Below are 25,188 nucleotides of genomic sequence, written 5' to 3'. Positions count from 1 at the left end.
CCCCCCCCGGCGCGCTCGGCGCGCCGGGAAGACGTTGTTACTCGTAGCGCCGACCGTCGGCCAGCAAGGCGGGGGTTTCGATCACCGCGTTCAGGCCGTCGAAGTCGAGCATCCGTTCGCGCCACGCGGCGGTGGTGCCCTGCGCGAGCAGGTTGCCATAGTAGCCCTGTAGCGTATGCGCCACGGCGCGCGCGGTGCCCCCCGGGAAGATGACGATGCGAAAGCCGATGTCGGCGAGCGCCTGCGCGCTTTGCACCGGCGTCTTGCCACCCTCGACCATGTTGGCGAGCAACGGCACGCGCGTGGCAAAACGCTCGCATGCCGCCGTCATCTGCTCGGTCGTGCGCAATGCCTCGATGAACAGCGCATCGGCACCGGCCGCCAGATACTGCTCGGCGCGATCGAGCGCGGCCTCCAGCCCCTCCACCGCGATCGCGTCGGTGCGCGCGAGGATCAACGTGTTCGCGTCATGACGGGCATCGACCGCCGCGCGAATCTTGCCTGCCATTTCCTGTGCGGGAATCACGCCCTTGCCGTCGAGATGACCGCAGCGTTTCGGAAAGGTCTGATCCTCCAGTTGGATCATGGCCGCGCCGGCGCGTTCGAACCCCCGCACCGTGCGCTTGACGTTCAGCGCGTTGCCGAAGCCGGTATCGGCGTCGACGATGACCGGCACCGACACCCGCTCGGCAATACGCGCGACCGTGTCTTCCACTTCCGGGTAGGTGGTCAGCCCGATGTCGGAGCGCCCGAGCCGCGTGTAGGCAATGGAGGCCCCGGACAGATACAGCGCTTCGAAGCCGGTCTGCGCCGCGATCAGCGCGGAGAGTGCGTCATAGACGCCCGGCGCGAGCAGCACGCCCTCGTTCAGGCGCGCCTTCAGGGACGACGTTGTCGTCATGGGGAAATCTCCTGTGAAGTTGGCGAGATGGCGAGCGCATCGATCGCCGTGTGCGCGGCGATGAAGCCTCCCGCGACGGCCGAGAGCAGCCCGTTGCCCGACAGATAGCCCCAGACCGCGTTGCCCGATACGCCGCGCGCCGCACCGCCCGCGGCGAGCAGGTTCGGCAGCGCGGTGCCGTCCGGGCGCAACACCCGGCAGTGGGCGTCGATGTCGAGCCCGCCTTGCGTGTGAAACAACGCGCCGGTGACCTTCACGGCGTAGTACGGAGCCGTGAGCGCGCGGGAGAAGCGGCGCCCGTCGGCCGCCGCGACGCCCGGCGCCACACTGTCGAGCGTGGCGCGCAGCATGTGTGCCTCGCAGCCGATGGTCGCCGCGAGGGCCTCGACGTCGGGGCATGTCCTGAGCGCCCCGGCGGCCTCCGCCTCCTGAAAATCGGGGAACGTGCGCGCCAGCGCCAGCGTTTGCGCGTCGAACACGTTCCAGGCAATGCCGCCCGGCTGCGCGAGCACATGCACCGCCGCTTCCGAATAACCGTGCGTTTCGTCGTGAAACCGCCGCCCTTCGCGATTGATCTGCACACCGCCGTCCATGATGACGGCCCAGGAAATCAGCACGCCGTGCGGACTCGCCCAGGACCCGTGCCCCTGATACCCGCCAAGGTCGGCCTGGGCCGCGCCCAGCGCGCGCCCCCAGAGCAAGGCGCTGCCATCGTTGCCCTCGTGACCGCCGTAGACCGCATCGGCCATCTCGGGGAGCCATTCGGCACGCAGCGCCGCGTTGCCGCCAAAGCCGTTGCAGGCAAGCAGCAGGACGTCGCAGCCGAGGTACTCCATGGCACCGTCGGGACGCACGCCGCCCACCGCCCGCACCCGCCCCGTCTCGTCGACCCAGAGTTCGCGCACGAGGGTTCGGGTAAGGATCGCGGCGTCGGTTGCCTGCACGGCGCGTTCCAGCGCGGCCATCAACGCCGCGCCAGTGCGCTCGGGCAGGCTGTGCATGCGCCGCACGGAGTGCCCCGGATACAGAAAGCCATCGAGGATCTCGAACGTCAGCCCGTGCCGGGCAAGCGCATCCATCGCCGGACCCGACGCCTCGGTATAGGCGCGCACCAGATGGGCCGCAGCGGTGCCATCGGTCTTCGCCATGATGTCGGCCGCGAAACGCGCGGGACTGTCGTCGATGCCGGCGGTGCGCTGCACCTCGCTGCCGCTGGCCGGAATGAAGCCGGACGAGAGCGCCGTCGAACCGCTGGGCACCGCGTCGCGCTCTAGCACCACGCAATCGACGCCCGCATCCTGCAATATCAGCGCGGCGCTCAGGCCGCAAGCACCGGCGCCGACGATCACCACGCTGACCTGCGGCAGATCGTCCACGGGCGGCTGTCCGCGCCGAATCACGGGCGCGCTCGCCGAAGCCGCGCCGCTCATCCTGCAATCAGGCCGGCGAAGGCCTCGCAAGTCACGATCTCGCCCACGGTGCGAAGGTCGGCCAGTGCGGCGTCGTGCATGGCAGGCGTGGGAGCGGCGCAACCGTCGCCGAGCACGAGCACGCGATAGTCGCGCATGTGCGCGTCGCGTGCCGTGCTGGCGACACCGCCGTTCGTCACGATGCCGCACACCGCGACCGTGTCGATGCCCGCACGGCGAAGCACCCAGTCGAGCTGCGTGTTGAAGAACGCCGAATAGGCGACCTTCAACACCGAGACATCCACGTGCGGGGCCAGCAGCGCGACCGTGCCATGGCCCGGCGAGCCGGCGACGAAATCGCCCCGGCGCAGGAACGGGCGCAACTGCCGCAGATGCGGCGAGATCATCGGCTCGCCGGACGCATCCGGCCAGAGCGTGAACTGGCTCGCCGCCACGAAGCCACCGGCCGCCTTGAGCGACGCGGCCACCGGCGCGACACGCGCGGGCAATGCCTGCGCCTCGCGCGTGGCCGCCCCGCCCCGGTCGTAGGCGCCGCCCGGCGCGATGAAGTCGTTCTGCAGGTCGACGATGACAAGCGCGGTGCGCGTCGCGTCGAGCCCGGACGTCGTTTGTGTCATTGCAAACTCCGTTGTGCGCACGCCGCTCAGGCGTCGCGCGTGATCAGCAGGTTGCCCAGGGCGTCGACGCGTCCCGAGAACCCTGGCTCCAGCCAGATCGTGGTGTCCGACTGCTCGAGGATCGCGGGGCCGGCCACGGTAGCGGCGACCGGCAAGTCCAGGCGCGCGTAGCGTGCGGCGTTCCACCACTGTCCGGCGTGATAGACGCGCTGTGTGCCGAGCGACTCGGGCATCGCGCCGGCCTGCGGCGCGAGCACGGCCAGGTCGAACTTCGGGCGCACGCCGATGCGCGCGTAGCGCAGGTTCATGATGCGCACCGGAATGCCCTCGAGCGCGCGACCGAAGGCGTCGCGGTACGCGGTCTCGAACGCCCGGGCAATGCCGTCGCGATCGAGCTGCTCGCGCGTGACGGGCACGCGCACCGTATGGCTCTGGCCCACGTAGAGCATGTCGAGCTCGACGATCTCGCGCACGCCTTCGAAGCGCACGCCGGCGGAGTCGAGGCGCGCCTGGCAGGCCTCGGCCAGCGCTTCGACGCGTGCCACGAGATCTGCCGTATCGAGCGCGGCGAGCGGCTGGTTGAGCGTTTGCACGCTGTCATGTCGCATGTCGGCGATCACGCAGCCCAGCGCCGAGGTCACGCCCGGGTAGCGCGGCACGATGCCCGTGGTCGTGCCGACTTCGCGCATCATCGCGCACACGTGCAGCGCGCCGCCGCCACCGAAGGGCATATAGGCGAACTGGCGCGGATCGTGGCCGCGCTCGATCGACACCAGGCGAATGGCGCCGGCCATCTTGGCGTTGGCGACGGTGAGCATCGCCTCGGCGGCGGCGTACACGTCGAGGCCGAGCGGTTTGGCCACATGCTCGTCGATGGCGCTGGCGGCAAGGCTCGCGTCGAGTTTCGCGAGCAGACCGCCACCCAGCGGCCGGTCGGCGGCAATGCGCCCGAGCAGCACGTTGGCGTCGGTCACCGTCGGTCGCGTGTTGCCGCGTCCGTAGCACGCCGGGCCGGGAATGCTGCCCGCCGATTCGGGACCGACCTGCAACAGGCCGCCCGCATCCACCGATGCGATCGAGCCGCCGCCGGCGCCGATCGTCTCGATCTGGATCATCGGCGAGCGCACCACCATGCCGAATTCGATGGACGTCTGCGCCGAGAGCGACGCCTCGCCGCCCGCCACGAGCGACACGTCGAACGACGTCCCGCCCATGTCACCCGTCACCACGTTGGCGAAGCCCGCGGCCCGCGCGATGGCCGCACAGGCGATCACGCCGGCAGCCGGCCCGGAGAGCGCCGTGCGCACCGGCACGTCGCACGCCGTCTGACGCGACATGATGCCGCCGTTGCTCTGTACCACGAGCAGTTCGCCGCCGAAGCCGCGCGCCTTCAGGTCGCTCTCCAGACGCGTGAGGTAGCTGCCCACCACCGGCTGGAGCGACGCGTTGAGCGTGGCCGTCGAGCATCGCTCGAATTCGCGAATCTCGGGCAGCACCTCGGTCGCCGCCGTCACGTTGCCGTTGGGCCACAGCGCCCGCACCGCGGCCACGGCGCGCTGCTCGTTGACCGGATTCGCGTAGGCGTTGACGAAGAACACGCACACGGCATCGCAGCCCGCCTCGAGCAACTCGCGCGCGGCCGCTTCCACCTGGGCAATGTCTACATCCGTATGGACCGTGCCGTCGGCCAGCACCCGCTCATCGACCTCGAGACGCAGGTCGCGCGGCACGATGGGTGTGAAGTTGCCGCGCAGGCCCCAGGTGGCCGGGCGATCGCGGCGCCGCATTTCGAGCACGTCGCGAAAGCCTGTCGTGGTAATAATGCCGGTGCGTGCCACCTTGCGCTCGAGCAGGGCATTCGTGCCCACGGTCGTGCCGTGCACGATCGTGGCGATACCGCCCGCGCCGCGTCCCTGCGTGTCGACACGCTCGATGCCGTTCATGAAGCCGCGTGCTTCCTCGCCGCGCGTGGAGGGTACCTTGACGATACGCGCCACGCCGGCGGCTTCGTCGAGGACGAACAAATCGGTAAACGTGCCGCCCACGTCGACGCCGACGATCGTTGATGCTTCGCTCATGCCTGTTGCTCCTTCTCGCGCGCGTCGTTCGCGCCGGTCGTCACATATCCCATCGCGCGGTCGTGCGCGCGTGCCGCGGCGTCACGCGCCGCCGGCGCGCCGTAGCCGCCCCCGCCCGGCGTCTCGAGCCGCACGCGCTCCCCGCGCGCGAGCTTGATGCCGAGCATCTTCGAAGCCATCGGCGGCGTATGCCACTGGCCGTCGTTCTGATAGCGAAACACGTTGGGCACCGACGCCGCGCCACCCGCAATGCCTTGCGGCGCCGAGCGTCCGCGCTCGCCGAACACGAACGCTTCCGCGCTGTCCTCGAGCAGTTCGATTTCGTAGATGGCGCCCAGGCCACCGCGATGCCGTCCGTCGCCGGCGGAGTCGGGGCGCAGCGCCCACTGCGTGAAGCGCACCGGATACGCGGCTTCGAGAATCTCGATCGGGGGAATGGTCGCCGTCGAGATCGGCGCGTTGCCATGCGACAGACCATCGCCGTCGCTGTGTCCGCCGTGGCCGCCGCCGAAGAAGCTGAACATCACCCAGCGCTGACCGCGCCGCGCCGGGTCGGTGCGGTAGCCGGCGATCGAGAGCGCATTGATGGTGCCGTACGCCTGCCCCATCGCCCGCTCGGGCGCGGCTTGCGCCATCGCACAGAAGATCACGTCGATCATGCGCAGGATGGTCTCGGTATAGCCGCCCACCGGACGCGGGCGTTGCGCCGAGATCAGCAACCCGTCGGGCAGCTCGAACCGTACCGCGTCGAGCACACCGGCATTGGCGGGCACGTCCGGGAACAGGTGCTTGAGCGCCACGTAGCACGCCGCGATGGCGGTCGCGCGCGAGATGTTCACCGGCCCCATGCAGGCGGGCGACGTCCCCGTGAAATCGAGCGTGAGCGACTCGCCGGCCACGCGCATGCGCAGCGCGATCGTCAGCGGCTCGTCGCGCACGCCGTCGTTGTCGAGCGTGTCCTGATAGACGTACTCGCCATCCGGCAGCGCGGCCACGTGCGCGCGCATGAGCTTCACGGCGCGCTCGCGCAATTGCGCCAGCGCGTCCTGCACCGTGCCGTCGCCATACTCGTCGAGCAGATCGGACAGACGCCTCGCACCGAGTTCGAGCGCGGCGAGTTGCCCGTTCAGATCGCCCCAAAGGCTGTCGGGCAAACGGGTATTGGCCTTGAGGATCGCGAGCACGTCCGCGTCGAGCTCGCCGCGCCGTACGATGCGCACCGGCGGGATCTGCACCGCTTCCTGCCAGCATTCGGTCGCTGCCGGGTTGTAGTTGCCGGGCACCGCGCCGCCCACGTCGTGCCAATGCGCGGCGGACGCCAGAAAGCAATAGAGCTTGCCGTCGCGGAACACGGGACGCACGAGTTTGAAATCGTTCGCGTGCGTGCCGCCTTCATAGGGATCGTTGAAGAGCCAGACGTCGCCGTCGATCATGCCGCCGCGCTCGGCGGCCGTGCGCGCGGCCGCCTGCACGGCGAAGGCCATCGCGCCGACGAAGACCGGCAAGCCGGACTTGCCCTGCACGAGGGTCGCGCCGGTCGCGGCGTCGTAGATGCCGTGGCAGGCGTCGTGCGCCTCGGCAATGATGGGATTGAAGGCGCTGCGGTAGAGCGTCGCGTCCATTTCGTCGGCGATCTGCTCCAGCCGTCCTTTGAGGACCGCCAGGGTGACGGGATCTAGCATGAAGAAACTCCGTGTGATGTCGGTTGGGATGCCGCGCTGCGCCGCTTGAGCAGATTGAGCAGGCCGCCGGCGTCGACCATGTCGAGGAGGAACCCCGGCACGCTCTCGCAGGCGAGCCGGCTGCCATCGGCACGCTCGACATAGCCCTCGCGCGGCGCGAGCCGCAGGTCCTCGCCTTCGGCGATTCGCGACGCGTCGGCGCAGGTGAGCAGCAACAGCCCCACATTGAAGGCATTGCGGAAATAGAGGCCGTTGAACGACGGTGCGATCACCGCGCGCACGCCCAGGTGCACCAGCGCGGCGGCCGCCTGTTCGCGCGACGAGCCAATGCCGAAGTTCGGCCCGGCCACGAGCACGTCGCCCCGACGCACGCCCGCGGCGAACTCCGGGCGCACCCGATGCAGGCAGTGGCGTGCGATCTCGTCGATGCCGAATTTCATGTAGGCGCCGGGTGCGAGCGCGTCGGTATCGATATCGGCGCCGACCACCCACGCGCGATGCGTGTCGGCGTCAGTCGCGTGGCCGCTCGCCTCGGGTCGGCCGGAAGAAGACGTTGGCGTTGTCATGATTCAGGAGAGACAATGAAAATGTTCGGGAAGTCCGGCGCGCATCACGCCAGCAGTTCGCGCGGGTCCGCGATGCGGCCGGTGAGCGCGGCGGCGGCCACCGCATAGGGGGAGCCCAGATAGACCTGGGCCGTCTCCGAACCCATGCGTCCCTTGAAGTTGCGCGCCGTGCTCGAGAGCACGGTCGCGCCTTCGGGAATCGAGCCGCCGTAGCCCGCGCAGGCGCCGCAGGTATTGGCGAGCACCTGGGCACCGGCCTCCACGAGCACGTCCATCACGCCTTCGCGCGCGGCCTGCGCCTGATCGCGCGCCGAGGCCGGCGCCACCACGAAGCGCATGCCCCTGGCGACCTTGCGGCCCTTGAGCACGCGGGCGGCGGCCCGCAGGTCGTCGAGCTTCGCCCCGGTGCACGCGCCGAGATAAGCCACGTCGACCGTAACGTCGGCGAACTCGCCGATTGCGTGCGTGTTGGCCGGACTATGCGGCGCCGCCACCTGCGGGGCGAGCGAGCCCGCGTCGAACACATGCAGTTCGGCCGGCGCATCGGCGTCGCCTTGCCAGCGCGCGATGTCGATGGCCTCCGTCACGCCGACCGAACGCAGATAATCCACGGTCGTCTCGTCGGGCGCGATCAGTCCCACCTGCGAGCCAAGCTCGGCGCTCATGTTCGAGAGCGTCATGCGCTCCTGCATCGACAGGGCGCGCACGGCGTCGCCGCAGAACTCGATCGCCTGGTAGCGTCCGCCGTTCATGCCGAAGCGACCGATCATGTGGAGCATCATGTCCTTGGCGCTCACGCCGTCGGCGAGGCGCCCGTCCCAGCGCATGCGGATCGTGTCGGGCACCTTCACCCAGATCTCGCCGGACACCGCCACGCCGAGCATCTCGGTGCTGCCGATGCCGAACATGTACGCGCCGAACGCGCCGCCGGTCGGCGAATGCGAGTCGCCGCCCACGCAGAACATGCCGGGGCGCAGGTGGCCGTGCTCGGGCACCACCACGTGACAGATGCCTGCCGAGTCGTACACGTTGGGCAGCGCCTGCGCGCTCGCCCAGTCGCGCGCAATGCGCACGATGCGCCGCGATTCGTCGTCCGATTCCGGCACGTAGTGATCGATGACAAGCACAACCTTCGATTTGTCCCACAGCTGAGCGCCGAGCGATTCGAGCATCGGTTGCAGGCGGCGCGGGCCGCTGGAGTCGTGGAACATCGCGAGATCGACACGACAGGTGACGATCTCGCCCACGGCCACGGTGTCGCGGCCACACGCGGCAGCCAGCAGCTTTTGCGTCAGAGTTTGAGGCACGGTCATTCCCTTACATTCCCAGATACGCACGCCGCAGATCGTCGCTCGCAAGCAACTCGGCGCAAGTGCCGCTGTGGCGGATTTCACCGTTCTCGAGCACGTAGCCGCGCTGCCCGGTTTCGAGCGACTGGCCCACGTTCTGCTCGACGAGCAGGATCGACAGGCCCTCGCGCTGCAAGCGCGCGATGAGCGAGAAAAGCTCCTCGACCATGAGCGGCGAGAGGCCGAGCGACGGTTCGTCGAGAATCAGCAGGCGCGGCTCGGCCATCAGCCCTCGGCCAATGGCAAGCATCTGCTGCTCGCCGCCGGACATCGTTCCGGCCGCCTGATCGATACGCTCGCGCAAACGCGGAAACAGATCGAGCATCTTCTCCAGGCTGCGTTCGCGCGACGCGCGGGCGCGGGCAAACGCGCCGAGCGACAGGTTCTCGCGAACGCTCAGGTTCGGGAAAATGCGGCGCCCTTCAGGCACCTGGATCAGCCCCGCCTTGACCACGTCGCGGTAATGCCGGCCGGTGAGATCGTGCCCGTCGAAGCGAACCCGCCCGCCCCAGACCGGGTTGATGCCGGACAGCGTGTTGTTCAGCGTCGACTTGCCCGCGCCGTTGCTGCCGAGCATCACGACGATCTCGCCCTCGCCGACGGTGAGATCGACACCGCGCAGCACCTCGACACGCCCATAACCGGTGCGCAGGCCTTCGACTTCGAGCAGATGGGTCATTGCGCACCTCCGGTTTGCGCAGCGAGCCGCGCCGCCGTGCCATGCCCCAGATAGGCCTCGATCACGGCGGGGTCGGTCGTCACCTCGCGAGGCGTGCCCGACGCGATCAGCTTGCCCTGCGCGAGCACCCAGACGTGCTCGGCCAGGCTCATCACGGCGCGCATGACGTGTTCGATCATCAGCACCGTCACGCCGCTCGCGGCGATATCGCGCACCACGGGAATCATTTCGTCGATCTCGCTTGGATTGAGCCCCGCGAGCACTTCGTCGAGCAACAGCAGGCGCGGGCGAGTGGCCAGCGCGCGGGCGAGCTCGAGCCGCTTGCGGCCGCACACGGTGAGGTCCGCCGCCGGCTTGTCGAGCTGCGCCTGCAAATTGGTTCGGTAGGCGATTTCCTCCGCGTCGCGCAGCGCGGCGCGGCGCTCGCGCAGATGCAGATGGGCACCCACGGCGATGTTCTCGCGCACGGTCTGCGCCCCGAACGGCTGCACGATCTGGAACGTGCGGGTGAGCCCCTGGCGCGCCGTTTCGTACGGTGCCTGCCCGGTGATGTCGCGCCCCTGGAATTCCACGCGTCCGGCGCCCGGCGTCATAAAGCCGGACAGCAAACCGAACAGTGTGGTCTTGCCCGCGCCGTTCGGACCGACGAGGGCGGTCAGCGTGCCGGCCCTGACGGACAAGCTCACGTCCTGCACCGCCTTCAGGCCGCCGAACGTGATGGACAGGCCTTCGGCCTTCAAAAGAATGTCAGACACGGGCGTTCTCCTCACGCGATGCGGTACGCGTCTCGTCCGCCGCGGTTCCCTGCGCCACGGCCTTGCGTTCCATGCCGAGCACGCGTCGGATCGAGGCCCCGGCGCCCGTCATGCCGCGCGGCAGGAACATCACGATCAGGATGAGCACGGCGCCGTAGATCACCATCGACAGGCCGGGCAGTTCGCCGAACAGGTTGCGCGTGAATTCACCGAGCGCGTAAAGGACGGCTGCGCCGAGCACCGGGCCCCACAGCGTGCCGAGCCCGCCGACGATGGCCCCGACCAGCGCCTCGACCGAGATGGTCGAGCCGAACGCGATGCCCGCGTCGATGTACTGGAACATCTGCACGTAGCACATGCCGGCCGCCGCCATGAAGCCGCCCGACAGCGCAATCGCGCCCAGCTTCACGCGCAGCGGGTTCACGCCCACGGCGCGGGCCGCATTCTCGTTGTCCCGCACGGCCTGCAGCCACGCGCCGAAGCGCGAGTGCCGCAACCACGCCGTCACCAGCAGCGCCGCCATCACGAACACGAGCAGCAACGCCGCGTAACCGCGCGGGGATGCGAACTGCAAATTACCCACGCCTTGGCGCAGCGGCACCATCAGGCCCACGCCCGCGCCGGTAAAGGGCAGCGACACGGCCAGAATGCGGAACACCTCGGCAAAGGCCAGCGTGACCAGAGCGAAATACGACCCCTTCAGGCCATAACGAAACGTCACCGCGCCGAGCGCCACGGCAACCGCGGTGCCCATGGCGATCGCGAACGGCATGGCCAGCCACGGGTTCCAGCCCCATTGCAACTGGGCAATGGCCTGGGCGTACGCCCCCACGCCGAAGAACAGCGCGTGGCCGAACGACAACTGGCCGCCGAACCCGCCGAGCACGTTCCACGACTGCGAGAGCAGCACGGCGTAAAACGTCATCATCAGGAACGACAGCCACACGCCGGACTGCAACGTGAGCAGCAGCGCGGCCATCGCCACGCCGAACAGCACAATCATTCGAAGATCTTTCATCGTTGGCTCCTGCTCCCCCGGTTCATGCCCGTGCACCGAACAGCCCCTGCGGACGCAGCAGCACGACGATGATGAAAATGGCGAAGATGCCCATCTGCCCGAGCGAATCGCCGAGCCACAGCCCGCCGAGCGACTCGACCACGCCAATGAGCAAGCCACCCACCAGCGCACCCACGAAGCTCCCCATGCCGCCCAGCACGACGATGGTGAAGGCCACCAGCACGAAACCGCCGCCGACCTGCGGGTTCACGTAGTACGCCGGCATGAGAAAACACGCCGCCGCGCCCACGCAGGCCATGCCGATCCCGAACGACAGCGCGTACACCCGTTCCACGTCGATGCCCATGAGCTTCGCGCCATGCTTTTCCTTGGCGACGGCCCGAATCGCGCGGCCCAGATCGGTGGCGCGCATGATCCAGAACAGCACGGCCGCCGCGGCGAGCGCCCCACCAAATGCGATCAGCTTCGGCACGGCGAGCATGACGGGGCCAACGTCGACCGTGGCCAGTGTGTACGGCGTGTCGATCGTATGGGTGTCGGACTTGAACCACACGAGTGCCAGGTTCTCCAGCACGATGGCCAGGCCGAGTGTGACCAGCAGAATGTTCTCGTCCTTGCCGTGGCTCGCTCGCTCGATCACCACGCGCTGCAGCGCGTAGCCCAGCGCGAACATGCCCAGCGTGACGAACGGCAGCGCGACATAAGGGTCGATGCCGAGCTTTTCCTTGAGCAGCCAGACCGCGTACAGCGCCACCATCAACGCCGCGCCGTGCGCGAAGTTGATGATGTGCAGCACGCCGTAGACCAGCGTGAGGCCCAGCGCGATGAGCGCATAGACCGCGCCGGTCGTCAGGCCGTTGAGCACGGCCGACAGGAGAATGACCGGGTCGAACATCACGTCAGGCCTTGAGCGGGAAGACCGGCGCGACCTGACGGTAGCTGTCCGGCAGAATGACCTTGATGTCGCCGCCCGAGACCTGCGTGAGCAGCGGCTGGGCGCCCAGGTTCTGGCCCTTCTCGAACTTCGTCGGGCCGTACGGCATCAGGTGGTCCTTGAACGTGCTCGATGCGAGCGCCGCCGTGATGGCCGCGCGATCCACCGACTTGGCGCGCTCGATCGCGTCGGCGAGCAGCATCATGGCCGTGTACGTCATGAACACTTCGTAGCTGAAATAGGCGCCCTTCGCTTCCGTACGCTTCTTGAGCGTCGCCACGCGCGGGTCCTTCGGATTGAACCAGTGGTTGCAGTCGATGATGCCGTCGGCGATGTCCGGGAACTCCTTGAGGAACTTGTAGCTCGAGGCCGCGCCGCCGAGCACCGAGTAGATCGCTTTCGGACGCACCTTCTGCTGTTTCATCGCGCGCAGCAGCAAGGCGTACTCGTTGTAGTAGTTCGCCGGAATCACGATGTCCGGATTGACCGAGCGCATGCGCAGCACGATATTGTTGAAGTCGCGCGTCGGATTGGCGTGCTTGATCACTTCCTTGATCTCGAAACCGCGCGCGGGAAGTTCCTTCTGCAACAGCGCCGCCGTGCCGGTGCCGAAGAGCGATTCCTCGTGCACGATCATCACAGTCTTCGCCGGCTTGCCTGCCGCGTTGTTCAGCGCGGCGAGATCGTCGACCGCGCGCATCGAGCACATGCGATACCCAGGGCCGAAACGAAACGTGTTGGTCAGCCCGCGCTCGACGATCTGATCCGCGACGCCGACGTCGACCACGTGCGGCAAGCCGTACTTCGCGGCCGTTTGCGTGGTGGCGAGGCAAATCGCCGACGCGTAGGCGCCGACGATGGCGGACACGCCGGCTTCGTTCATCTTCTCGACTTCGGCCGAACCGGCTTCGGGACGCGATTGCGCGTCGCCCAGCATGGCCTCGATGGGCGCGCCGCCAAGCGACTTGATGCCGCCGGCCGCGTTGATGTCCTCGATGGCGAGCAAGGCGCCGAGGCGGCACTGCTGGCCCGAATAGGCAAGTGCGCCGGTGACCGGGTGCAGCACGCCGATCTTGACGGGTTTTCCGGCGGCGTGCGCCAACCACGGCGCGCTGGAGGTGGCGGCCAGAGCGGCCATGGCGGTGGACTGGCGCAGGAACGTGCGACGCGAACTCATGTGTGGGTCTCCGGACTTGATCAGTGGAATTGGGCAGACAGTTCTTCGCTGACCCAGACCTTGGCGTCGATGTCGCCGACGCGCGAGAGTTGAAGCTGGTACTGGTAGCGATCGGGGCGATACAGGCCTTGCAGCAGTTGCACGGGGCGGTCGGCGACGTCGCGCACCAGGCGCGTGACCGCGAGCAACGCGGAGCCGACGGCGATGTCGAGGTGGCGCGCCACGACGGCGTCGGCCAGGCGCGCGGAAATGGTTTGGGTCGCGCCGCCGAGTTCGACGCCGGCCTCTTCGAGCAGCATGAGCAGCGGCTTGCGTTCGAGGTCGTCGCTGCGAATCTCGGCGATGTCCTTCGGCACGTGCGTGGTGATGTACGACAGCGGGCCGGCTTGCGTGCTGCGCACGCGAACACTCTTGTAGACCGGAGCGCCGGGGGTCAGCGCGAGCGCCTCGGCCACAGCGTCGCTCGCACCGACCACGGACGATTCGAGCACGGCCACGTTCGTGCGCAGGCCCATGTTGACGATGTTCTCGAGCAGACCGGTCAGGTGCGCCTTCTCACGCGAGATACCGGGGCCTTTGCCGCCGCCGGTGCGTTGTCCGGCATGCAGCGGCCACGTCCCCAGTCCGGGGCGGCGCACCACGAGCCCATCGGCCACGAGCATCTCCATCGCCTTGCGGATCGTGATGCGCGCCACACTGAACTGATCGGCCAGCAGGTGCTCGCCGGGCACGCCGTCGCGATCGAAACGTCCCTCCTGCAGTTGCTCGCGCAACACGAGGTAGATCTGGTGGTACTTCGGCAGCGGTAGTGGGGTATCCATGCGACGATTCTGGAAGTGTCATAATGTCCGGTCAATAGAACAAATAAGCAGACAAAATGTCCCATCGGGAAAACACCTAAGCCCTGTGCGAGGATTTTCCGGCGATGCGCGGAGGCACTTCAAACCCAGGCGGAACAAGGACCTTCACGGTGCCGCGCAGCACGGCTCGTGAGCTGCGCGGCACGCGTTTGCGGCGGCGATATCGGGCTCGCGCGGCGTCCCGCTCGCCCGTCCGCAGGACGGGCGTCGGGCGTACGACCCGCGGCGCCCGGCGGCCGCTCAGAAGCGGTGACGCAAGCCGACGTAATAGCTCATCTGGTTATCGTAGCCGTTGAGCTTCACGCCGTTGCCTCCGGTCCAGTTCGTGGTCGAGGTGCCGAACAGCCCCGCCCAGCCGCCGTCGACGCGTTCGTAAGCGGTCGCGAAATAGACGTCGGTGCGCTTCGAGAGGAAGTAGTCGATGACGCCGTACAGCGTTTGACGCTTGCCGCTGAAGTTCACGGCACTGGTGTTGTCATACATGTAGGCGGCGATGAATTGCCACGACGGGTTGAGCAGGTAACTCGCCCCGAGCGTGAAGAATTGATCGCGTCGGGCGGCGGAGAAGACCGAGCCGATGGCCGCCACGGTGGTGGGCGTTGCGGCGGTGCTCATGTTGGTGATCGACGCGTAGTCGACGCCGCCGTTGGTCACGTCGAATCCGGGGTCGCGCTGGCTTTGCAGGTAGTCGGCGTGGAATTTCCATTGTCCGTAGCTGACCTTGGCGCCGAGCGACCAGGTTTTCGCGGTACGGCTCTGCGAGTCGTGCGTCTGCTGCAACTGTCCGGTGAAGACGTTGCCGTTCTGCTCCCACGACACCCCGCCCGAGGCTGACGAGCGTGCGGAGCCCTGCCCTGCGATGCCGCCGAAGGCGTATTGCAGGTTCACGCCGAAGGGGCCGAATTTTTTCGTCCAGGTGAGCGCGTTGTTATAGCGCTGGCCGGTGAGGAAAACGAGCCACGAGTTCGTGGGCGGCGCACCGATGAAGATCGGATCGACCATGGAGATCGCCACGACGGCGCCCGTGTATTGACGCCCGAATGCGATTTCACCCCAGCCGCCTTGCAATGCGACGAAGGCCTGGCGTCCGAAGAGTTGCCCCTGTTGATCGAACGTTCCGGCTTGCGAATTGAAGCCGTTTTCGAGCACGAAGCGCGCCTTCATGCCGCCGCCGAGGTCCTCGATGCCCTGGAGGCCGAAACGGCTGGCCGACAGGAAGCCCTCGCCGGACTGGTTCAGCGAATAGACGCGGCCGCCGTCAGGGCTGGCGTGATTCTGCGAGACGACAGCACCTTCGATCAGGCCGTAGAGCGTGACGCTCGATTGCGCGAGCGCGGATGTCGCGGCGGTCGTCAGCGCCAGCGCGGCACCGGCGAGGGTTAGCGATTTCAGTGTTTTGCGTTGAGTGGTCTTCATGAGTCTTATGGTCTTGGCTTGAAGGGCGTGAGGACTTCGGGCTTTGGGTTTGCTGCGATTCGGGAAAACAGCCTCCCCTCGGCGCCGGACGCCGGCGCCTCGCTGCAAGCCGATGCGGCGTTGCGGGAGGCTCGGACGTCAGGGCGCACGACACCGCGACGCGCAGTCAGCGGGCGCGTCGTCAGGCATGGGGCGACAGGGGAAAATCACGCGAAGCGAAACCGGTCGCGGCGCTACGCGTTGGGGGTGCGACGGACTATTCGCGCAGGACGCGATACGACGCACGTTTCGAAACGCGCGCCAACACGCAGGAGGATGGGAGACGAGTCATCATGGCGATGACTCTAGGAGGACCAATTTGTAGCGTCAATGGAACAAATGCCGAAGACGGTTGTTCCATCGGGAAATTCCCGAGCCCCGCTCGGTGCCGCGAGACGACGTGAGCGGGCGATGGCTGGCTTCAACACGCTTGACGAGCGGCCAATCGGGACGCATTCCTTCTTGCCGGGCGTTTTTGCTATACTCTGCCCCTTCTGAGTGGATCGCGTCCGCTCCCTCCCTGTAGTTCAATGGATAGAACGAGTGCCTCCTAAGCGCTAGATACAGGTTCGATTCCTGTCGGGGGGACCAAAAAGCAAGGCTTTCCGCCTTGGCTGCGGCAACGCCGCGACAAATCGACGACCCACGCTGATGCGGTTTTGGCACGATGCCACGCATGCCTCGATGCGTCGGTCGCCGATTCGGCTGGCATTCGCCTCTCTCCGGTCATTCCCTCCGGCCTTTCCCCCAGTGCGGTGAAACGGCCCCCTCCCGCGTCGACCGTTCACCGAGCTTGCCCTTAATGTCGTTCGGTATCCCAACGACAAATGCGACTCGCCCCCCGATGGTTTCCCCCTAATCCTTACCTCATCCGTCGAAAGGCATCTCACTAATCCTTTCGTAATCCCCATGATTTTTAATAGGTAATACGCGTTTGAAGTGCGTGCTAGCATGCGGCGCGGAATGCTCTTACGAGGCATTTCAGCGTAGGAGTCCTATCGTAATTTGCTTCTTACTCCTGATTTCCCGACTCCTGACCGACGGCGGCGTCACCGACCTGGCCGAAACTCCCCGCATGAGGAGTAAGGCAGCGCCGCGAATTTCCATAACAACAATCTGAAGACTAGGAAAATGGCACACCATCTCGCAAAAATTTCCGGCCTGCTCGTCGCGGCCGGCATCATGGCCGGGTGCTCGACCATGAACATGGGGAGCAGCAGCGCCAAGACAGCCGCCACCGGATCGGCCGGCGGCGCCAACGCCGAAAACGCCAATCAAACCCTCGAGAAATGCGACCGTCCGCTGGGCACGCTCGCCGTCATCGAAGACACTACGGCGCCGTGGTACGGCATCCTGACCGGCCAGTACAAGCTCGGCTCCACCGTGCCCGTGCTCAAGCTGCTCGTTCAGCAGTCGAACTGCTTCGTTGTGGTCGAGCGCGGGCGCGGCATGGATACGGTCATGGGCGAGCGCGCCCTGCAGCAGTCAGGGGAACTGCGCAACAAGTCGAACTTCGGCAAAGGCAAGATGGTGTCGGCCGACTACGCACTTAGCCCGTCCATCACGTTTACCAACAATAACGCCGGTGGCGCGGGCGCGAGCATCGCCGGCCTCCTGCCGGGCGGCATCGGTTCGGCCATCGGCGCGTTGGCCGGCAGCATGAACTCGAAGGAGGCCAGTACGCTGCTGACCGTCATCGACAACCGCTCGAGCGTGCAGATCGCCGCCGCGGAAGGCAGCGCGAGCGCCATGGACTTCGGCGCCCTCGGCCGCATCGTCGGCAGCTCGGCCGGCGGCTCGCTCGGCGGTTACTCGAACACGGCGGAAGGCAAGGTGATCGTTGCCGCCTTCACCGACTCGTACAACAACGTCGTGCGCGCCGTGAAGAACTACAAGCAACAAACCGTCGCCGGCGGCCTCGGCACGGGCGGCCAGCTCACCGTCCAGGACGACGACGCACCGCGCCCCAAAAAGGCCGTGCGCCGCAAGAAGTAATTCAAGGCAGCGCAGCGCTTGCCGCCTCCCTGCCCAGGACCGCCACTTGCGCGCTCTCGGGCAGGGACCCTTCGGGCAAAGCGCCGTATTCCCCGCCCCAAGGCCGATCCGATCCCGAGCGCCCCCTCGCCGCGCACCGGCATCGAATCTCAAATATTTTGCCGTCCAGCAAACGAATTCGCCCCGGCAGCAAACGCACGCGGCCAGTTCGACGATTCTGCTGAACTATCATTTTTGAGGTGCCACCTGCGCACCTCGCCGGCGTCATATCGTCGGGTTTCCGTGTCCGAATACCGCCACCGCCCCGCCGATATCGTCGCCCCCCATTCCTGATCGATGCCAGGATTCGCATGACGAAGCCTCCGCAGCGTGCCATACACGTCCCGATGTCCGACACCCGCCCCCAACCCGATGCCATCGCTCACGCCTGGGCACGGGTCGGCGCCGCCCTCAGCCCGCACCCTGATTGCCCGCTCCCGACATGGACCGGTGGCGGGGACACGCTGCACCGGCATCTGTTGGTCATCGGCAGCGGCCATGACGGCGATCTCGTCAGTCAGCTGCGATACCTGGAAATGGCGTCCGCGCGATTTCGCAAGGTGGGCTTCATCGGACCGGCGAACGTGCGCCGTCTCGTCGAATGGTCGATGGGGGAACGCGTGGTGGTGATTTCCCGATTGCCGCGCGACGTATCGGATTGGGATCTTCGCTGCCCGATCGGTACGCTGGCCCGCGCATTGGGGCCGCAGGCGGCGTCAACACATGCCGGCCGCCCCCACCTGCGCGTGACCATGACCGCCGCGCGGCATTGGCGCGACCGGCTCGCCGCCGCCGCGCAACATGGCCTGTGCGTTGGCTTCGCGGGGTACGACGACATCCCCCCCGGCGTCGGCCCGCATCCGGGCGCGCGCCGGCAGGTCAACTTCGCGCCGCTGCTGCGCGTGCCCGGGGTATCCTGGGTTCCGCTCGGGCAGCGCGCGCCTGGCGAGGCGGACATCGCACTGCCGGCATCCATCGACTGGATCGATTGGCGCGCCGACTTCGACGATCTGGCCGACGAGGCATCCCTCACCGACAACCTGGATCTGGTCATTTCCCTGCAACCGCCACAGGCACATCTCGCGCAGGGCCTGGGCGTACCGGTCTGGCAGTTGACAACGCCCACCGTACAAATGCCAGAGCGCGAACCGCACGGTCCGTTCGAACCGTTCGAACCGTTCGATACCGCCCGTTTCGGTATCGCTGACACAGGGGACGAGCAGGACTGCGGCATGCCGTGGCCTCGCGACGGCCGGCCCGGGTCCGTCGACGCGGCAGCCAGGGCGCTGATCGCCATGGCCACCGAATTTCAGGGATGGACGCGCTGATCAGGCCGCCCAGCGCTCGCCGACCTTGGCCGTTTTGACCCACTCCATGAACGCCGCGGCCTCCGGCGTCCCGGCAGGGGCCGACCAGGCGGCGTAGTCGGCTTCGACGAAGGGCCGGTAAGGACCGTGCTTCACCTCGAAAATCACGGCGCCGTGGTCCAGCGACAGCACGGTGTGATGCACACCCAGCGGCGTCTCCACCACGCTGGTGTCCTCGCCGAGAACGCAACGGTCCGTCACAACGCCCGCCGCGTCGAACGTCAGCACGATATGGCGGCCACGCAGCGACGTGAGCAACTCCCACGTGTGGTGATGCAGGTGCGGGCGGATATACGTCGAGGGTTCCATCGCAATCGCCAGACGCTGGATCGGCTCGTCGAGCGCGTCGTGCAGGTTCTGGTTCATACGCGCGCGAGGCGACTGCTCGGCTTGTTGGGTCAGGGCGTCGAGCGCGGCAAAGGTCAATGTTTTCATAGGGGAATAGTGGGGGAAAGTCGGCGGCCGATCATTCTCGACAAGACCGCGGGGGGCACAAGTTTAACAAATCGGCTCGCAGCCCCGCGCCTGCCTTCGGTCCATAAAAAAACCCGCCTCGCGGCGGGTTTTTTGACTTTGCACACATTGCGCCGCGTCGGCGCAATGGCGTGCTCAGTACATCTTCTTCTTCAGGGTCTGGCTGCGCAGACGCTTGCGCAGACGGGCCACGGCAGCAGCCTTCTTGCGCTTGCGCTCGGCCGTCGGCTTTTCGTAAGCAGCGCGTGCCTTGACTTCCTTGATCAGGCCCGTGCCATCGATGGCGCGACGGAAACGACGCAGTGCGACTTCAACGGGTTCACCGTCTTTGATAACGATCTTGGTCATGCAATATCTCGAATAGTGATCGGCTCAACCGAGCCGCATATTTAATTTACCGCGCAAAGACACCCTTCCCCGCCCTGCCGGAGACATCTCCTGCCAGGCGCGACGAACGGACTTGCCACGGACTGCACTACACCACATCCGGCGGGACCGCGACTCACCTCCTCTGCGATCTCCCGATTGGCATTCGACACCCGGCCCACTGTCGCGTGAACCCCGCATCGCGCCTTCCAGACTGGCTGAACGGTTGATTGATGGCGAAGCGGCATTCTCATCGTTCGTCAGTGAGCGCCACTTCCCGCAATGCCCATTTTTTGGACAAGGTCGTGATTATACACAGAATGCGCGCGCAATGCACCCATTTTGGGTGACGCGAAGGCGCGACGGACCCCGCCGACGCTCCCGTCGCTGTAAATGCAGGACCTATGCGGTGCAGGTCAGGACGACTTCGCGCGGCATGATAACGGTCATCACGCGAGGCCCATGCGTCACGGCCGTTTCTCGCCCCCATGTGCGGCGCTTCGACGTTTCAATGAAAAACGGCGCTCCGCCGGAGTGGCGTGCGCCGCTAAAAATTCAGTCAGGATAACGAATCGATAATGCTCGGCACCCAATCGTCCCGGGGGCGCCGGCCGTCAGCCTCTCAGGCCGTAGCGCGTCAACCCGCGCTTCTCGCCGAGGCGCGCCTGACCGGCGTCGGTGCCGGTGTACCGATGGGAGACGCCGAAGCCATATCGGTTCGCTTGCGGGCCGGAGCGGTCCTGCGCAGCCCGGTCTTGCCGGCGCCCGCATTCGCTGCCGATGTGGCTCCCGAGGTCGGCGCAGCGCCAACCTTCGACGCGCCATTGACCTTCGCGACCTTAGTGACCTTAGTGACCTTCCCGACCTTCGGCGTGGCATCCGCCTTGCCCGATTTTCCAGCCTTGGCGACCTTCTCCGCCTTCTCCGCCCTTGCGGCTTTTGTCGGCTTGGCGAGCTTGGCGGCCTTCAGCGCTTTCAACGCCTTCATCGGCTTTGCCGTTGCCCCGCCCTTGCCCGCCTTGGCGTCCGAAGGCCGGCTCGCCGTCTTCGGCGGGGTCTTCGCCGCCGCCAGTTCGAGGTCGATGGTGTGCTTGAGTCCCGCGATCACCGGCGCGGCCAGATCGTCGGCGAAATGATCGAACCAGCGCTTGGCCTGGAGCAACTTCTTGCCGCCGAGGCGACGCTTGTGGTCTTCGTCGCTGGCGAGCACCTTGGCCGAGAGCCGTGCGCGGCCCTTGGAAAGGCGCTCGAGAACGGTAATGATGGTGAACCCCCGATGCGACGTCTTCTGTTCTGCAGACATGCTGGCCTCCTGAATTCCTCGTCACGCGACGAGTCCGGATTGGATCGAAGCCACGCATCGAAGCGCGTGGTTGCGATCGATCCTACCACGCCGCAATGACCGTGCCGACAGGCGATGCGGCGCGCGGCTCAGTGCACGACGGCGGCGGCTTCGGGAGGCTCCGGGGCCTGGGCGAAATACTGCACGCTGGCCGGAATCGCAAAACGGATGTCCGCCTTCAGGAAGGCGCGCATCAGGGCGAGATTGATGTCCTGCTGGAGGTCCATATACAGATTGAAGTCGGGGCTGAGCACGAAGTACACGACCTCGAAATCCAGTGAGCTGGTACCGAACTGCTTGAAATGCGCCCGGTCGAAGCGCGTTTTGTCCGACGCCTGCACCGCGGCCTTGACCATCTCCGGCACCCGGGCGAGCTTGTCCGGCACCGTGTGATAGCTCACGCTGAACGTGAAGACGATGCGTCGCTCGACCATGCGCTTGTAGTTGTGCAAGGTGTTCTTGAGGAGTTCGGTGTTGCCGCACACGATCTCCTCGCCGCTCAGGCTGCGAATGCGCGTCGTTTTCAGGCCGATGCGCTCGATCGTGCCCGCCACCTCGCCGAACACGATGAAATCGCCGACTTCGAACGGCTTGTCGAGCCCGATGGCAAGCGACGCGAACAGATCGCTCAACACGTTCTGCACGGCCAGTGCCACGGCCACGCCGCCTATGCCCAGGCTTGCAACGAAGGCGGTGATATTCACGCCGAAGTTCGCCAGCATTGCCAGCAGCAGAACCGCCCATGCGAGCACGCGCACCGTCCAGGCCGTCATGGTGACGATGACGGGATTGTCCGGCACGGACTCGCGATGCCGGAGTCGCCGCGTCGACCACACGCTCACCGCCCGATTGACCCAGAGCGCCAGTTGCAGGCAGAACAGGACCGTCCATCCGTGGACGATGGCGGTGTCCCACCGGTCACCGAGATCGAGCATCTTCAGGCCAATGAGCAAGGCCGCAACCAGCAGGACGAAGTGCCGTGTTGCCCCGAGCACTTCGACGATCATGCCGGCGGCCTGGGATTTCATGCGGCGCGAGAGCGCACCGAAGCGGCCCACCGCAAGACGCAACACACCGGTTAACACGGCGTAGGTCAACAGCATGGCCGCGGCGGCGAACGCCCAGTCGACGGGCGAAACAGCCTCGAAAGCCTTCAGCGGTGTCAGCGTACCGAGTTGCAAACGTGTCCTCCTCTTCGTCGAAACCGGAATCGAAAATCGATTAACGAGAGGGACCCGAGCAAGACGCATGCCCATTACGTCATTCGGATGCCTGGCAGACCAGACGGTCGGATGATTGGTCGCCCAACCGCCGCGCACGCTGGCGCGACCGGGTCGCGCGCGACTTCGCCCCGCCGTTGCGGCGGCAATCCACGCCACGCTCACGCGTTGCGCCATCGCCCCCAAAATTTCAAATGCATGAAAGAACGCGCGCCGTCGGGCCGCGCGCGAAGTGCCCCCGAGGACCTTACCCGTTCAAGACAATGCTGGGCCCGACGGCGCCGCGACGCCGGGCGCGCTCGCGCGCCCGTGGCGCGAGCCCGCGAGCAGGATACCCAGCGCCGCCAGCGCGGCCGGAATCGCCAGCAGCGTGAACAGGCCGGCGTTGCTCCAGCCGGCCGCGAGCAGGAAGGCACCGCCGAACGACCCCGCCACGGCGCCCACGCGACCGATGCCGAGCGCCCAGGCTACCCCCGTGGCGCGATTGGACGTCGGGTAATAGGCCGACGCGATCACGTTGGCGCACACTTGCGAGCCGCTCACGCAAAAGCCCGTGACGAAAATGCCGATCGCGAGCCACAGCGCGCCGTCGGCCACCGCCAGCGACGCCACCGAGACGGCGCCCAGCAGGTACGCCACCGCGACCACCTTGTATGGATGGAACCGGTCGATGAGCACGCCCAGCACGATGGCACCGAGCACGCCGCCGCCCTGCAGCAGTCCGGCGAACATCGATGCCTGCTTGAGCGTCAGTCCGCTGCGCTGGGCCAGAATCGGCAGCCAGTTGATGAGCAGATACAGCAACAACAGGCTCATGAAGAATGCGAGCCACAGCAGCAGCGTGCCACGCCGGTAATCGCGATGGAAAAGTTGCACCACGGGTGACGACGGCAGGCGATCGTCGGCCGCCGTGAAACGCTGCCCCGCGCCCACCCGCGCGGCCGACACACGCCGCAGAATCGCGGCGATCTGTGCCTGCGTACCGCCCCGGATCGCCAGGAAGCGCACCGACTCGGGTAACGTGAGCCAGAGCACGGGCACCAACGCGAGCGGCAGCAGTCCGCCGATGGCCAGTACACCTCGCCAGCCGAAGCCCGCGACCAGATACGCGGTCACCACGCCGCCGAGCGCCGAGCCGAGCGAGAAGCCGCAGAACATCAGCGTGAGCAACGTGCCGCGGCGTCGCTCGGGACTGAACTCCGAAGTCAGCGTGATCGCGTTGGGCATGGCGCCGCCCAGCCCGAGCCCCGTCAGAAAGCGCATGGCAATCAACCACGCCACATTGGGCGCGAGCGCCGCCCCGACACTCGCCGCACCGAACCACGCCACCGACAGGATCAACACACGCCGCCGGCCAATGCGGTCGGCCATCGGCCCGCTGCAGAACGCGCCAACCATCAGCCCGAGCAACCCCGCGCTGAACAGCGGGCCGAGCGATACCATCGACAACTGCCATTCCGAGCGGATGTGCGGGGCGATGAAGCCGATGATCGCAATGTCGAATCCGTCGAGTGCCACGATCAGGAAACACATCACGCTGATCATGATCTGGAAGCGCGACACGGGGGCCGCGTTGATGAAGTCCCGTACGTCGACTGACGCCTGCGGGGTGCCGTGCTTGTCCATGAATGTCTCCTGTGTGTCAGGGGCGTGGTCGCCCCTTCTTATGGAGGGTTCGGGGTATTGCCCTCGCCCTCTTGCCCTCTTGCCCTCGTGCCCACTGGCGCCGTCAGGCCGCATGCCCGCGCAACGCCGGCGCCGCAACGGACTCCACCCGCGCAATGAACGTCGGGTCTCGTTCGCGCAGGTCCTCGTGCGTCACGCGCCCGGTGCGAAGCATGTAGTCGTAGGCGAAGCTCACGGGATCGAGATGCATGCGGCTGTCGACCGACTCGTACCAGTCCAGGCTGCGACGCGCGGCGTCCTGGAACCGGTCCGATGCCCCACGCCGGCTGTGCTCGAAGGCAGCGAATGCCGCCGGCACATCGTTGCGATGCGCGCTCAGCGCGTCGACCAACGCAATCGCGTCCTGCATGGCCATGCGCGTGCCCGAGCCCAGCGAGAAGTGCACGCTGCGCAGCGCATCGCCGAGCAGCACGACATTGCCGTGCGACCAGTGGGCGTTGCTTACCACGCGCGCCTGGAACCAGTTCGAGCGATTGGTCAGCAGTGCATGGCCCCCAAGGTCGTCGGCGAATATCCGCTCGCAAAACGCCCGGCTCTCCTGCTCGGTGGCCGTATCGAGGCCGCAGCGCCGCCACGTATGCGGATCGACCTCGACGAGGAATGTCGAGCGCTCGGGGCTGTACTGGTAGGCATGCGCCATGAACACCCCTTGCGGCGTCTCGCGAAAGATCAGCGACACCGGGTGGAACAAGCGCGACGTGCCGTACCACGCGAACTTGTTGCGCCGCTCGTCGAAGCTTGGTTCGAAATGCGCCGCCATGCGCGTGCGCGCTTCACTGTTCACGCCATCTGCCGCGATCACGACGTCAGCGTCGGGCAGATGCGAGGGGTCGCTCACGTGGCTGCCGTAGCGAACGTCCACGCCCACGTCGGCGCAAGCCCGCTGGAGCACGCCCAACATGTCGATGCGCGAGGTGCGCGAGAAATGGTTGTTGCTCAGGCGCACCGGCACGCCCTGGTGCACGATCTCCATGTAATCGCAGCGCGTATGGTGCGCCGTGAACTTGCGAAAGAACGCCTCGTCGGCCTCCTTCAGGAAGGCGAGGGCGATGTCGGAGAACACGACGCCCCACCCATAGGTGGCGTCGGCCGCATTGCGCTCGTGGACGACGATCTCGTCCGCAGGGTGACGCTGCTTCATCAGCAGCGAAAAATACAGGCCGGCTGGCCCGCCACCGATCACGGCAATTTTCATGAG

General features: G+C 66.7%; 22 protein-coding genes and 1 tRNA gene. 3 read left to right on the top strand and 20 right to left on the bottom strand.

Features of this window, described 5'->3' with window-relative positions; genetic code table 11:
- Positions 1-37: 37 nt before the first annotated feature.
- The 14 genes from W930_RS0115430 to W930_RS0115365 form a co-directional block, all read right to left on the bottom strand.
- Positions 38-901: an oxaloacetate decarboxylase gene (locus W930_RS0115430; protein WP_023871756.1), complete on the bottom strand. Its 864-nt coding sequence runs from the start codon at positions 899-901 to the stop codon at positions 38-40.
- Positions 898-2,331 carry an FAD-dependent oxidoreductase gene (locus W930_RS27660; protein WP_023595254.1) on the bottom strand — a complete coding sequence of 478 codons (1,434 nt, stop codon included), beginning with the start codon at positions 2,329-2,331 and terminating at the stop codon, positions 898-900. The genes W930_RS0115430 and W930_RS27660 overlap by 4 nt, the downstream gene beginning before the upstream one ends.
- Complete coding sequence (locus tag W930_RS0115420) at positions 2,328-2,948, bottom strand: cysteine hydrolase family protein (RefSeq protein WP_023871757.1); 621 nt, start codon at positions 2,946-2,948, stop codon at positions 2,328-2,330. The genes W930_RS27660 and W930_RS0115420 overlap by 4 nt, the downstream gene beginning before the upstream one ends.
- A 26-nt stretch (positions 2,949-2,974) precedes the next feature.
- On the bottom strand, positions 2,975-5,026 hold the full coding sequence (locus W930_RS0115415) for a hydantoinase/oxoprolinase family protein (protein ID WP_023595252.1): 2,052 nt from the start codon (positions 5,024-5,026) through the stop codon (positions 2,975-2,977).
- Positions 5,023-6,708, bottom strand: a complete 1,686-nt coding sequence (locus W930_RS0115410; protein ID WP_023595251.1) for a hydantoinase B/oxoprolinase family protein — start codon at positions 6,706-6,708, stop codon at positions 5,023-5,025. The genes W930_RS0115415 and W930_RS0115410 overlap by 4 nt, the downstream gene beginning before the upstream one ends.
- Positions 6,702-7,274 (bottom strand): 3-isopropylmalate dehydratase small subunit, encoded by a 573-nt coding sequence (locus W930_RS27655; RefSeq protein WP_023871758.1) that lies wholly within the window; start codon positions 7,272-7,274, stop codon positions 6,702-6,704. The genes W930_RS0115410 and W930_RS27655 overlap by 7 nt, the downstream gene beginning before the upstream one ends.
- 44 nt (positions 7,275-7,318) lie before the next feature.
- A complete protein-coding gene (locus W930_RS0115400; RefSeq protein ID WP_023871759.1) occupies positions 7,319-8,587 on the bottom strand; it encodes a 3-isopropylmalate dehydratase large subunit in 1,269 nt (422 codons plus the stop codon).
- A gap of 4 nt (positions 8,588-8,591) precedes the next feature.
- Positions 8,592-9,302, bottom strand: coding sequence for an ABC transporter ATP-binding protein (locus W930_RS0115395; RefSeq protein WP_023595248.1), 711 nt, complete (start codon positions 9,300-9,302; stop codon positions 8,592-8,594).
- On the bottom strand, positions 9,299-10,057 hold the full coding sequence (locus tag W930_RS0115390) for an ABC transporter ATP-binding protein (RefSeq protein WP_023871760.1): 759 nt from the start codon (positions 10,055-10,057) through the stop codon (positions 9,299-9,301). Before W930_RS0115390 ends, W930_RS0115395 begins: the two co-directional genes overlap by 4 nt.
- Positions 10,050-11,075 (bottom strand): branched-chain amino acid ABC transporter permease, encoded by a 1,026-nt coding sequence (locus W930_RS27650; RefSeq protein WP_023871761.1) that lies wholly within the window; start codon positions 11,073-11,075, stop codon positions 10,050-10,052. Before W930_RS27650 ends, W930_RS0115390 begins: the two co-directional genes overlap by 8 nt.
- 22 nt (positions 11,076-11,097) lie before the next feature.
- Complete coding sequence (locus W930_RS0115380; RefSeq protein ID WP_023595245.1) at positions 11,098-11,970, bottom strand: branched-chain amino acid ABC transporter permease; 873 nt, start codon at positions 11,968-11,970, stop codon at positions 11,098-11,100.
- A gap of 4 nt (positions 11,971-11,974) precedes the next feature.
- Positions 11,975-13,186, bottom strand: a complete 1,212-nt coding sequence (locus W930_RS0115375) for an ABC transporter substrate-binding protein (RefSeq protein WP_023595244.1) — start codon at positions 13,184-13,186, stop codon at positions 11,975-11,977.
- A gap of 20 nt (positions 13,187-13,206) precedes the next feature.
- Complete coding sequence (locus W930_RS0115370) at positions 13,207-14,007, bottom strand: GntR family transcriptional regulator (RefSeq protein ID WP_023595243.1); 801 nt, start codon at positions 14,005-14,007, stop codon at positions 13,207-13,209.
- Positions 14,008-14,286: 279 nt separating this feature from the next.
- Complete coding sequence (locus W930_RS0115365; protein ID WP_023595242.1) at positions 14,287-15,462, bottom strand: porin; 1,176 nt, start codon at positions 15,460-15,462, stop codon at positions 14,287-14,289.
- Between the two features lie 555 nt (positions 15,463-16,017).
- Between W930_RS0115365 and W930_RS0115360 the strand changes: the two genes are divergently transcribed.
- The 3 genes from W930_RS0115360 (at position 16,018) to W930_RS0115350 (ending at position 18,863) form a co-directional block, all read left to right on the top strand.
- Positions 16,018-16,092: transfer RNA gene (locus tag W930_RS0115360), tRNA-Arg, on the top strand.
- 540 nt (positions 16,093-16,632) lie between these two features.
- Positions 16,633-17,496, top strand: a complete 864-nt coding sequence (locus tag W930_RS30855) for a CsgG/HfaB family protein (protein ID WP_023871762.1) — start codon at positions 16,633-16,635, stop codon at positions 17,494-17,496.
- Positions 17,497-17,846: 350 nt separating this feature from the next.
- A complete protein-coding gene (locus tag W930_RS0115350; protein ID WP_144347299.1) occupies positions 17,847-18,863 on the top strand; it encodes a glycosyltransferase family 9 protein in 1,017 nt (338 codons plus the stop codon).
- Here the strand turns inward: W930_RS0115350 and W930_RS0115345 are convergent, their stop codons facing one another.
- From W930_RS0115345 to W930_RS0115320, 6 genes are all read right to left on the bottom strand, one after another.
- On the bottom strand, positions 18,864-19,337 hold the full coding sequence (locus W930_RS0115345; protein ID WP_023595239.1) for a WbuC family cupin fold metalloprotein: 474 nt from the start codon (positions 19,335-19,337) through the stop codon (positions 18,864-18,866).
- 174 nt (positions 19,338-19,511) lie between these two features.
- Positions 19,512-19,724, bottom strand: coding sequence for a 30S ribosomal protein S21 (gene rpsU, locus W930_RS0115340; protein ID WP_010806331.1), 213 nt, complete (start codon positions 19,722-19,724; stop codon positions 19,512-19,514).
- Positions 19,725-20,379: 655 nt separating this feature from the next.
- Positions 20,380-21,045: a hypothetical protein gene (locus W930_RS0115335; protein ID WP_023595238.1), complete on the bottom strand. Its 666-nt coding sequence runs from the start codon at positions 21,043-21,045 to the stop codon at positions 20,380-20,382.
- Between the two features lie 128 nt (positions 21,046-21,173).
- A complete protein-coding gene (locus tag W930_RS27645; RefSeq protein ID WP_023595237.1) occupies positions 21,174-22,265 on the bottom strand; it encodes a mechanosensitive ion channel family protein in 1,092 nt (363 codons plus the stop codon).
- Positions 22,266-22,559: 294 nt separating this feature from the next.
- Positions 22,560-23,930 (bottom strand): MFS transporter, encoded by a 1,371-nt coding sequence (locus W930_RS0115325; RefSeq protein WP_023595236.1) that lies wholly within the window; start codon positions 23,928-23,930, stop codon positions 22,560-22,562.
- 103 nt (positions 23,931-24,033) lie between these two features.
- Positions 24,034-25,185, bottom strand: coding sequence for an FAD-dependent monooxygenase (locus W930_RS0115320; protein ID WP_023871763.1), 1,152 nt, complete (start codon positions 25,183-25,185; stop codon positions 24,034-24,036).
- Between the last annotated feature and the right edge of the window lie 3 nt (positions 25,186-25,188).

The organism is Pandoraea sp. E26 (assembly GCF_000681415.1).
In the GTDB taxonomy this organism is placed as follows: Bacteria; Pseudomonadota; Gammaproteobacteria; order Burkholderiales; family Burkholderiaceae; genus Pandoraea; species Pandoraea pnomenusa.
The sequence above is the reverse complement of the archived record's forward strand: the minus strand, read 5'-3'. Positions and strand labels throughout refer to the sequence as shown.

Coding starts and splice junctions, on each gene's coding strand:
- W930_RS0115430 (WP_023871756.1), bottom strand. CDS start 901: ATGACGACAACGTCGTCCCTGAAGGCGCGCCTGAACGAGGGCGTGCTG.
- W930_RS27660 (WP_023595254.1), bottom strand. CDS start 2,331: ATGAGCGGCGCGGCTTCGGCGAGCGCGCCCGTGATTCGGCGCGGACAG.
- W930_RS0115420 (WP_023871757.1), bottom strand. CDS start 2,948: ATGACACAAACGACGTCCGGGCTCGACGCGACGCGCACCGCGCTTGTC.
- W930_RS0115415 (WP_023595252.1), bottom strand. CDS start 5,026: ATGAGCGAAGCATCAACGATCGTCGGCGTCGACGTGGGCGGCACGTTT.
- W930_RS0115410 (WP_023595251.1), bottom strand. CDS start 6,708: ATGCTAGATCCCGTCACCCTGGCGGTCCTCAAAGGACGGCTGGAGCAG.
- W930_RS27655 (WP_023871758.1), bottom strand. CDS start 7,274: ATGACAACGCCAACGTCTTCTTCCGGCCGACCCGAGGCGAGCGGCCAC.
- W930_RS0115400 (WP_023871759.1), bottom strand. CDS start 8,587: ATGACCGTGCCTCAAACTCTGACGCAAAAGCTGCTGGCTGCCGCGTGT.
- W930_RS0115395 (WP_023595248.1), bottom strand. CDS start 9,302: ATGACCCATCTGCTCGAAGTCGAAGGCCTGCGCACCGGTTATGGGCGT.
- W930_RS27650 (WP_023871761.1), bottom strand. CDS start 11,075: ATGAAAGATCTTCGAATGATTGTGCTGTTCGGCGTGGCGATGGCCGCG.
- W930_RS0115380 (WP_023595245.1), bottom strand. CDS start 11,970: ATGTTCGACCCGGTCATTCTCCTGTCGGCCGTGCTCAACGGCCTGACG.
- W930_RS0115375 (WP_023595244.1), bottom strand. CDS start 13,186: ATGAGTTCGCGTCGCACGTTCCTGCGCCAGTCCACCGCCATGGCCGCT.
- W930_RS0115370 (WP_023595243.1), bottom strand. CDS start 14,007: ATGGATACCCCACTACCGCTGCCGAAGTACCACCAGATCTACCTCGTG.
- W930_RS0115365 (WP_023595242.1), bottom strand. CDS start 15,462: ATGAAGACCACTCAACGCAAAACACTGAAATCGCTAACCCTCGCCGGT.
- W930_RS30855 (WP_023871762.1), top strand. CDS start 16,633: ATGGCACACCATCTCGCAAAAATTTCCGGCCTGCTCGTCGCGGCCGGC.
- W930_RS0115350 (WP_144347299.1), top strand. CDS start 17,847: ATGACGAAGCCTCCGCAGCGTGCCATACACGTCCCGATGTCCGACACC.
- W930_RS0115345 (WP_023595239.1), bottom strand. CDS start 19,337: ATGAAAACATTGACCTTTGCCGCGCTCGACGCCCTGACCCAACAAGCC.
- rpsU (WP_010806331.1), bottom strand. CDS start 19,724: ATGACCAAGATCGTTATCAAAGACGGTGAACCCGTTGAAGTCGCACTG.
- W930_RS0115335 (WP_023595238.1), bottom strand. CDS start 21,045: ATGTCTGCAGAACAGAAGACGTCGCATCGGGGGTTCACCATCATTACC.
- W930_RS0115325 (WP_023595236.1), bottom strand. CDS start 23,930: ATGGACAAGCACGGCACCCCGCAGGCGTCAGTCGACGTACGGGACTTC.
- W930_RS0115320 (WP_023871763.1), bottom strand. CDS start 25,185: ATGAAAATTGCCGTGATCGGTGGCGGGCCAGCCGGCCTGTATTTTTCG.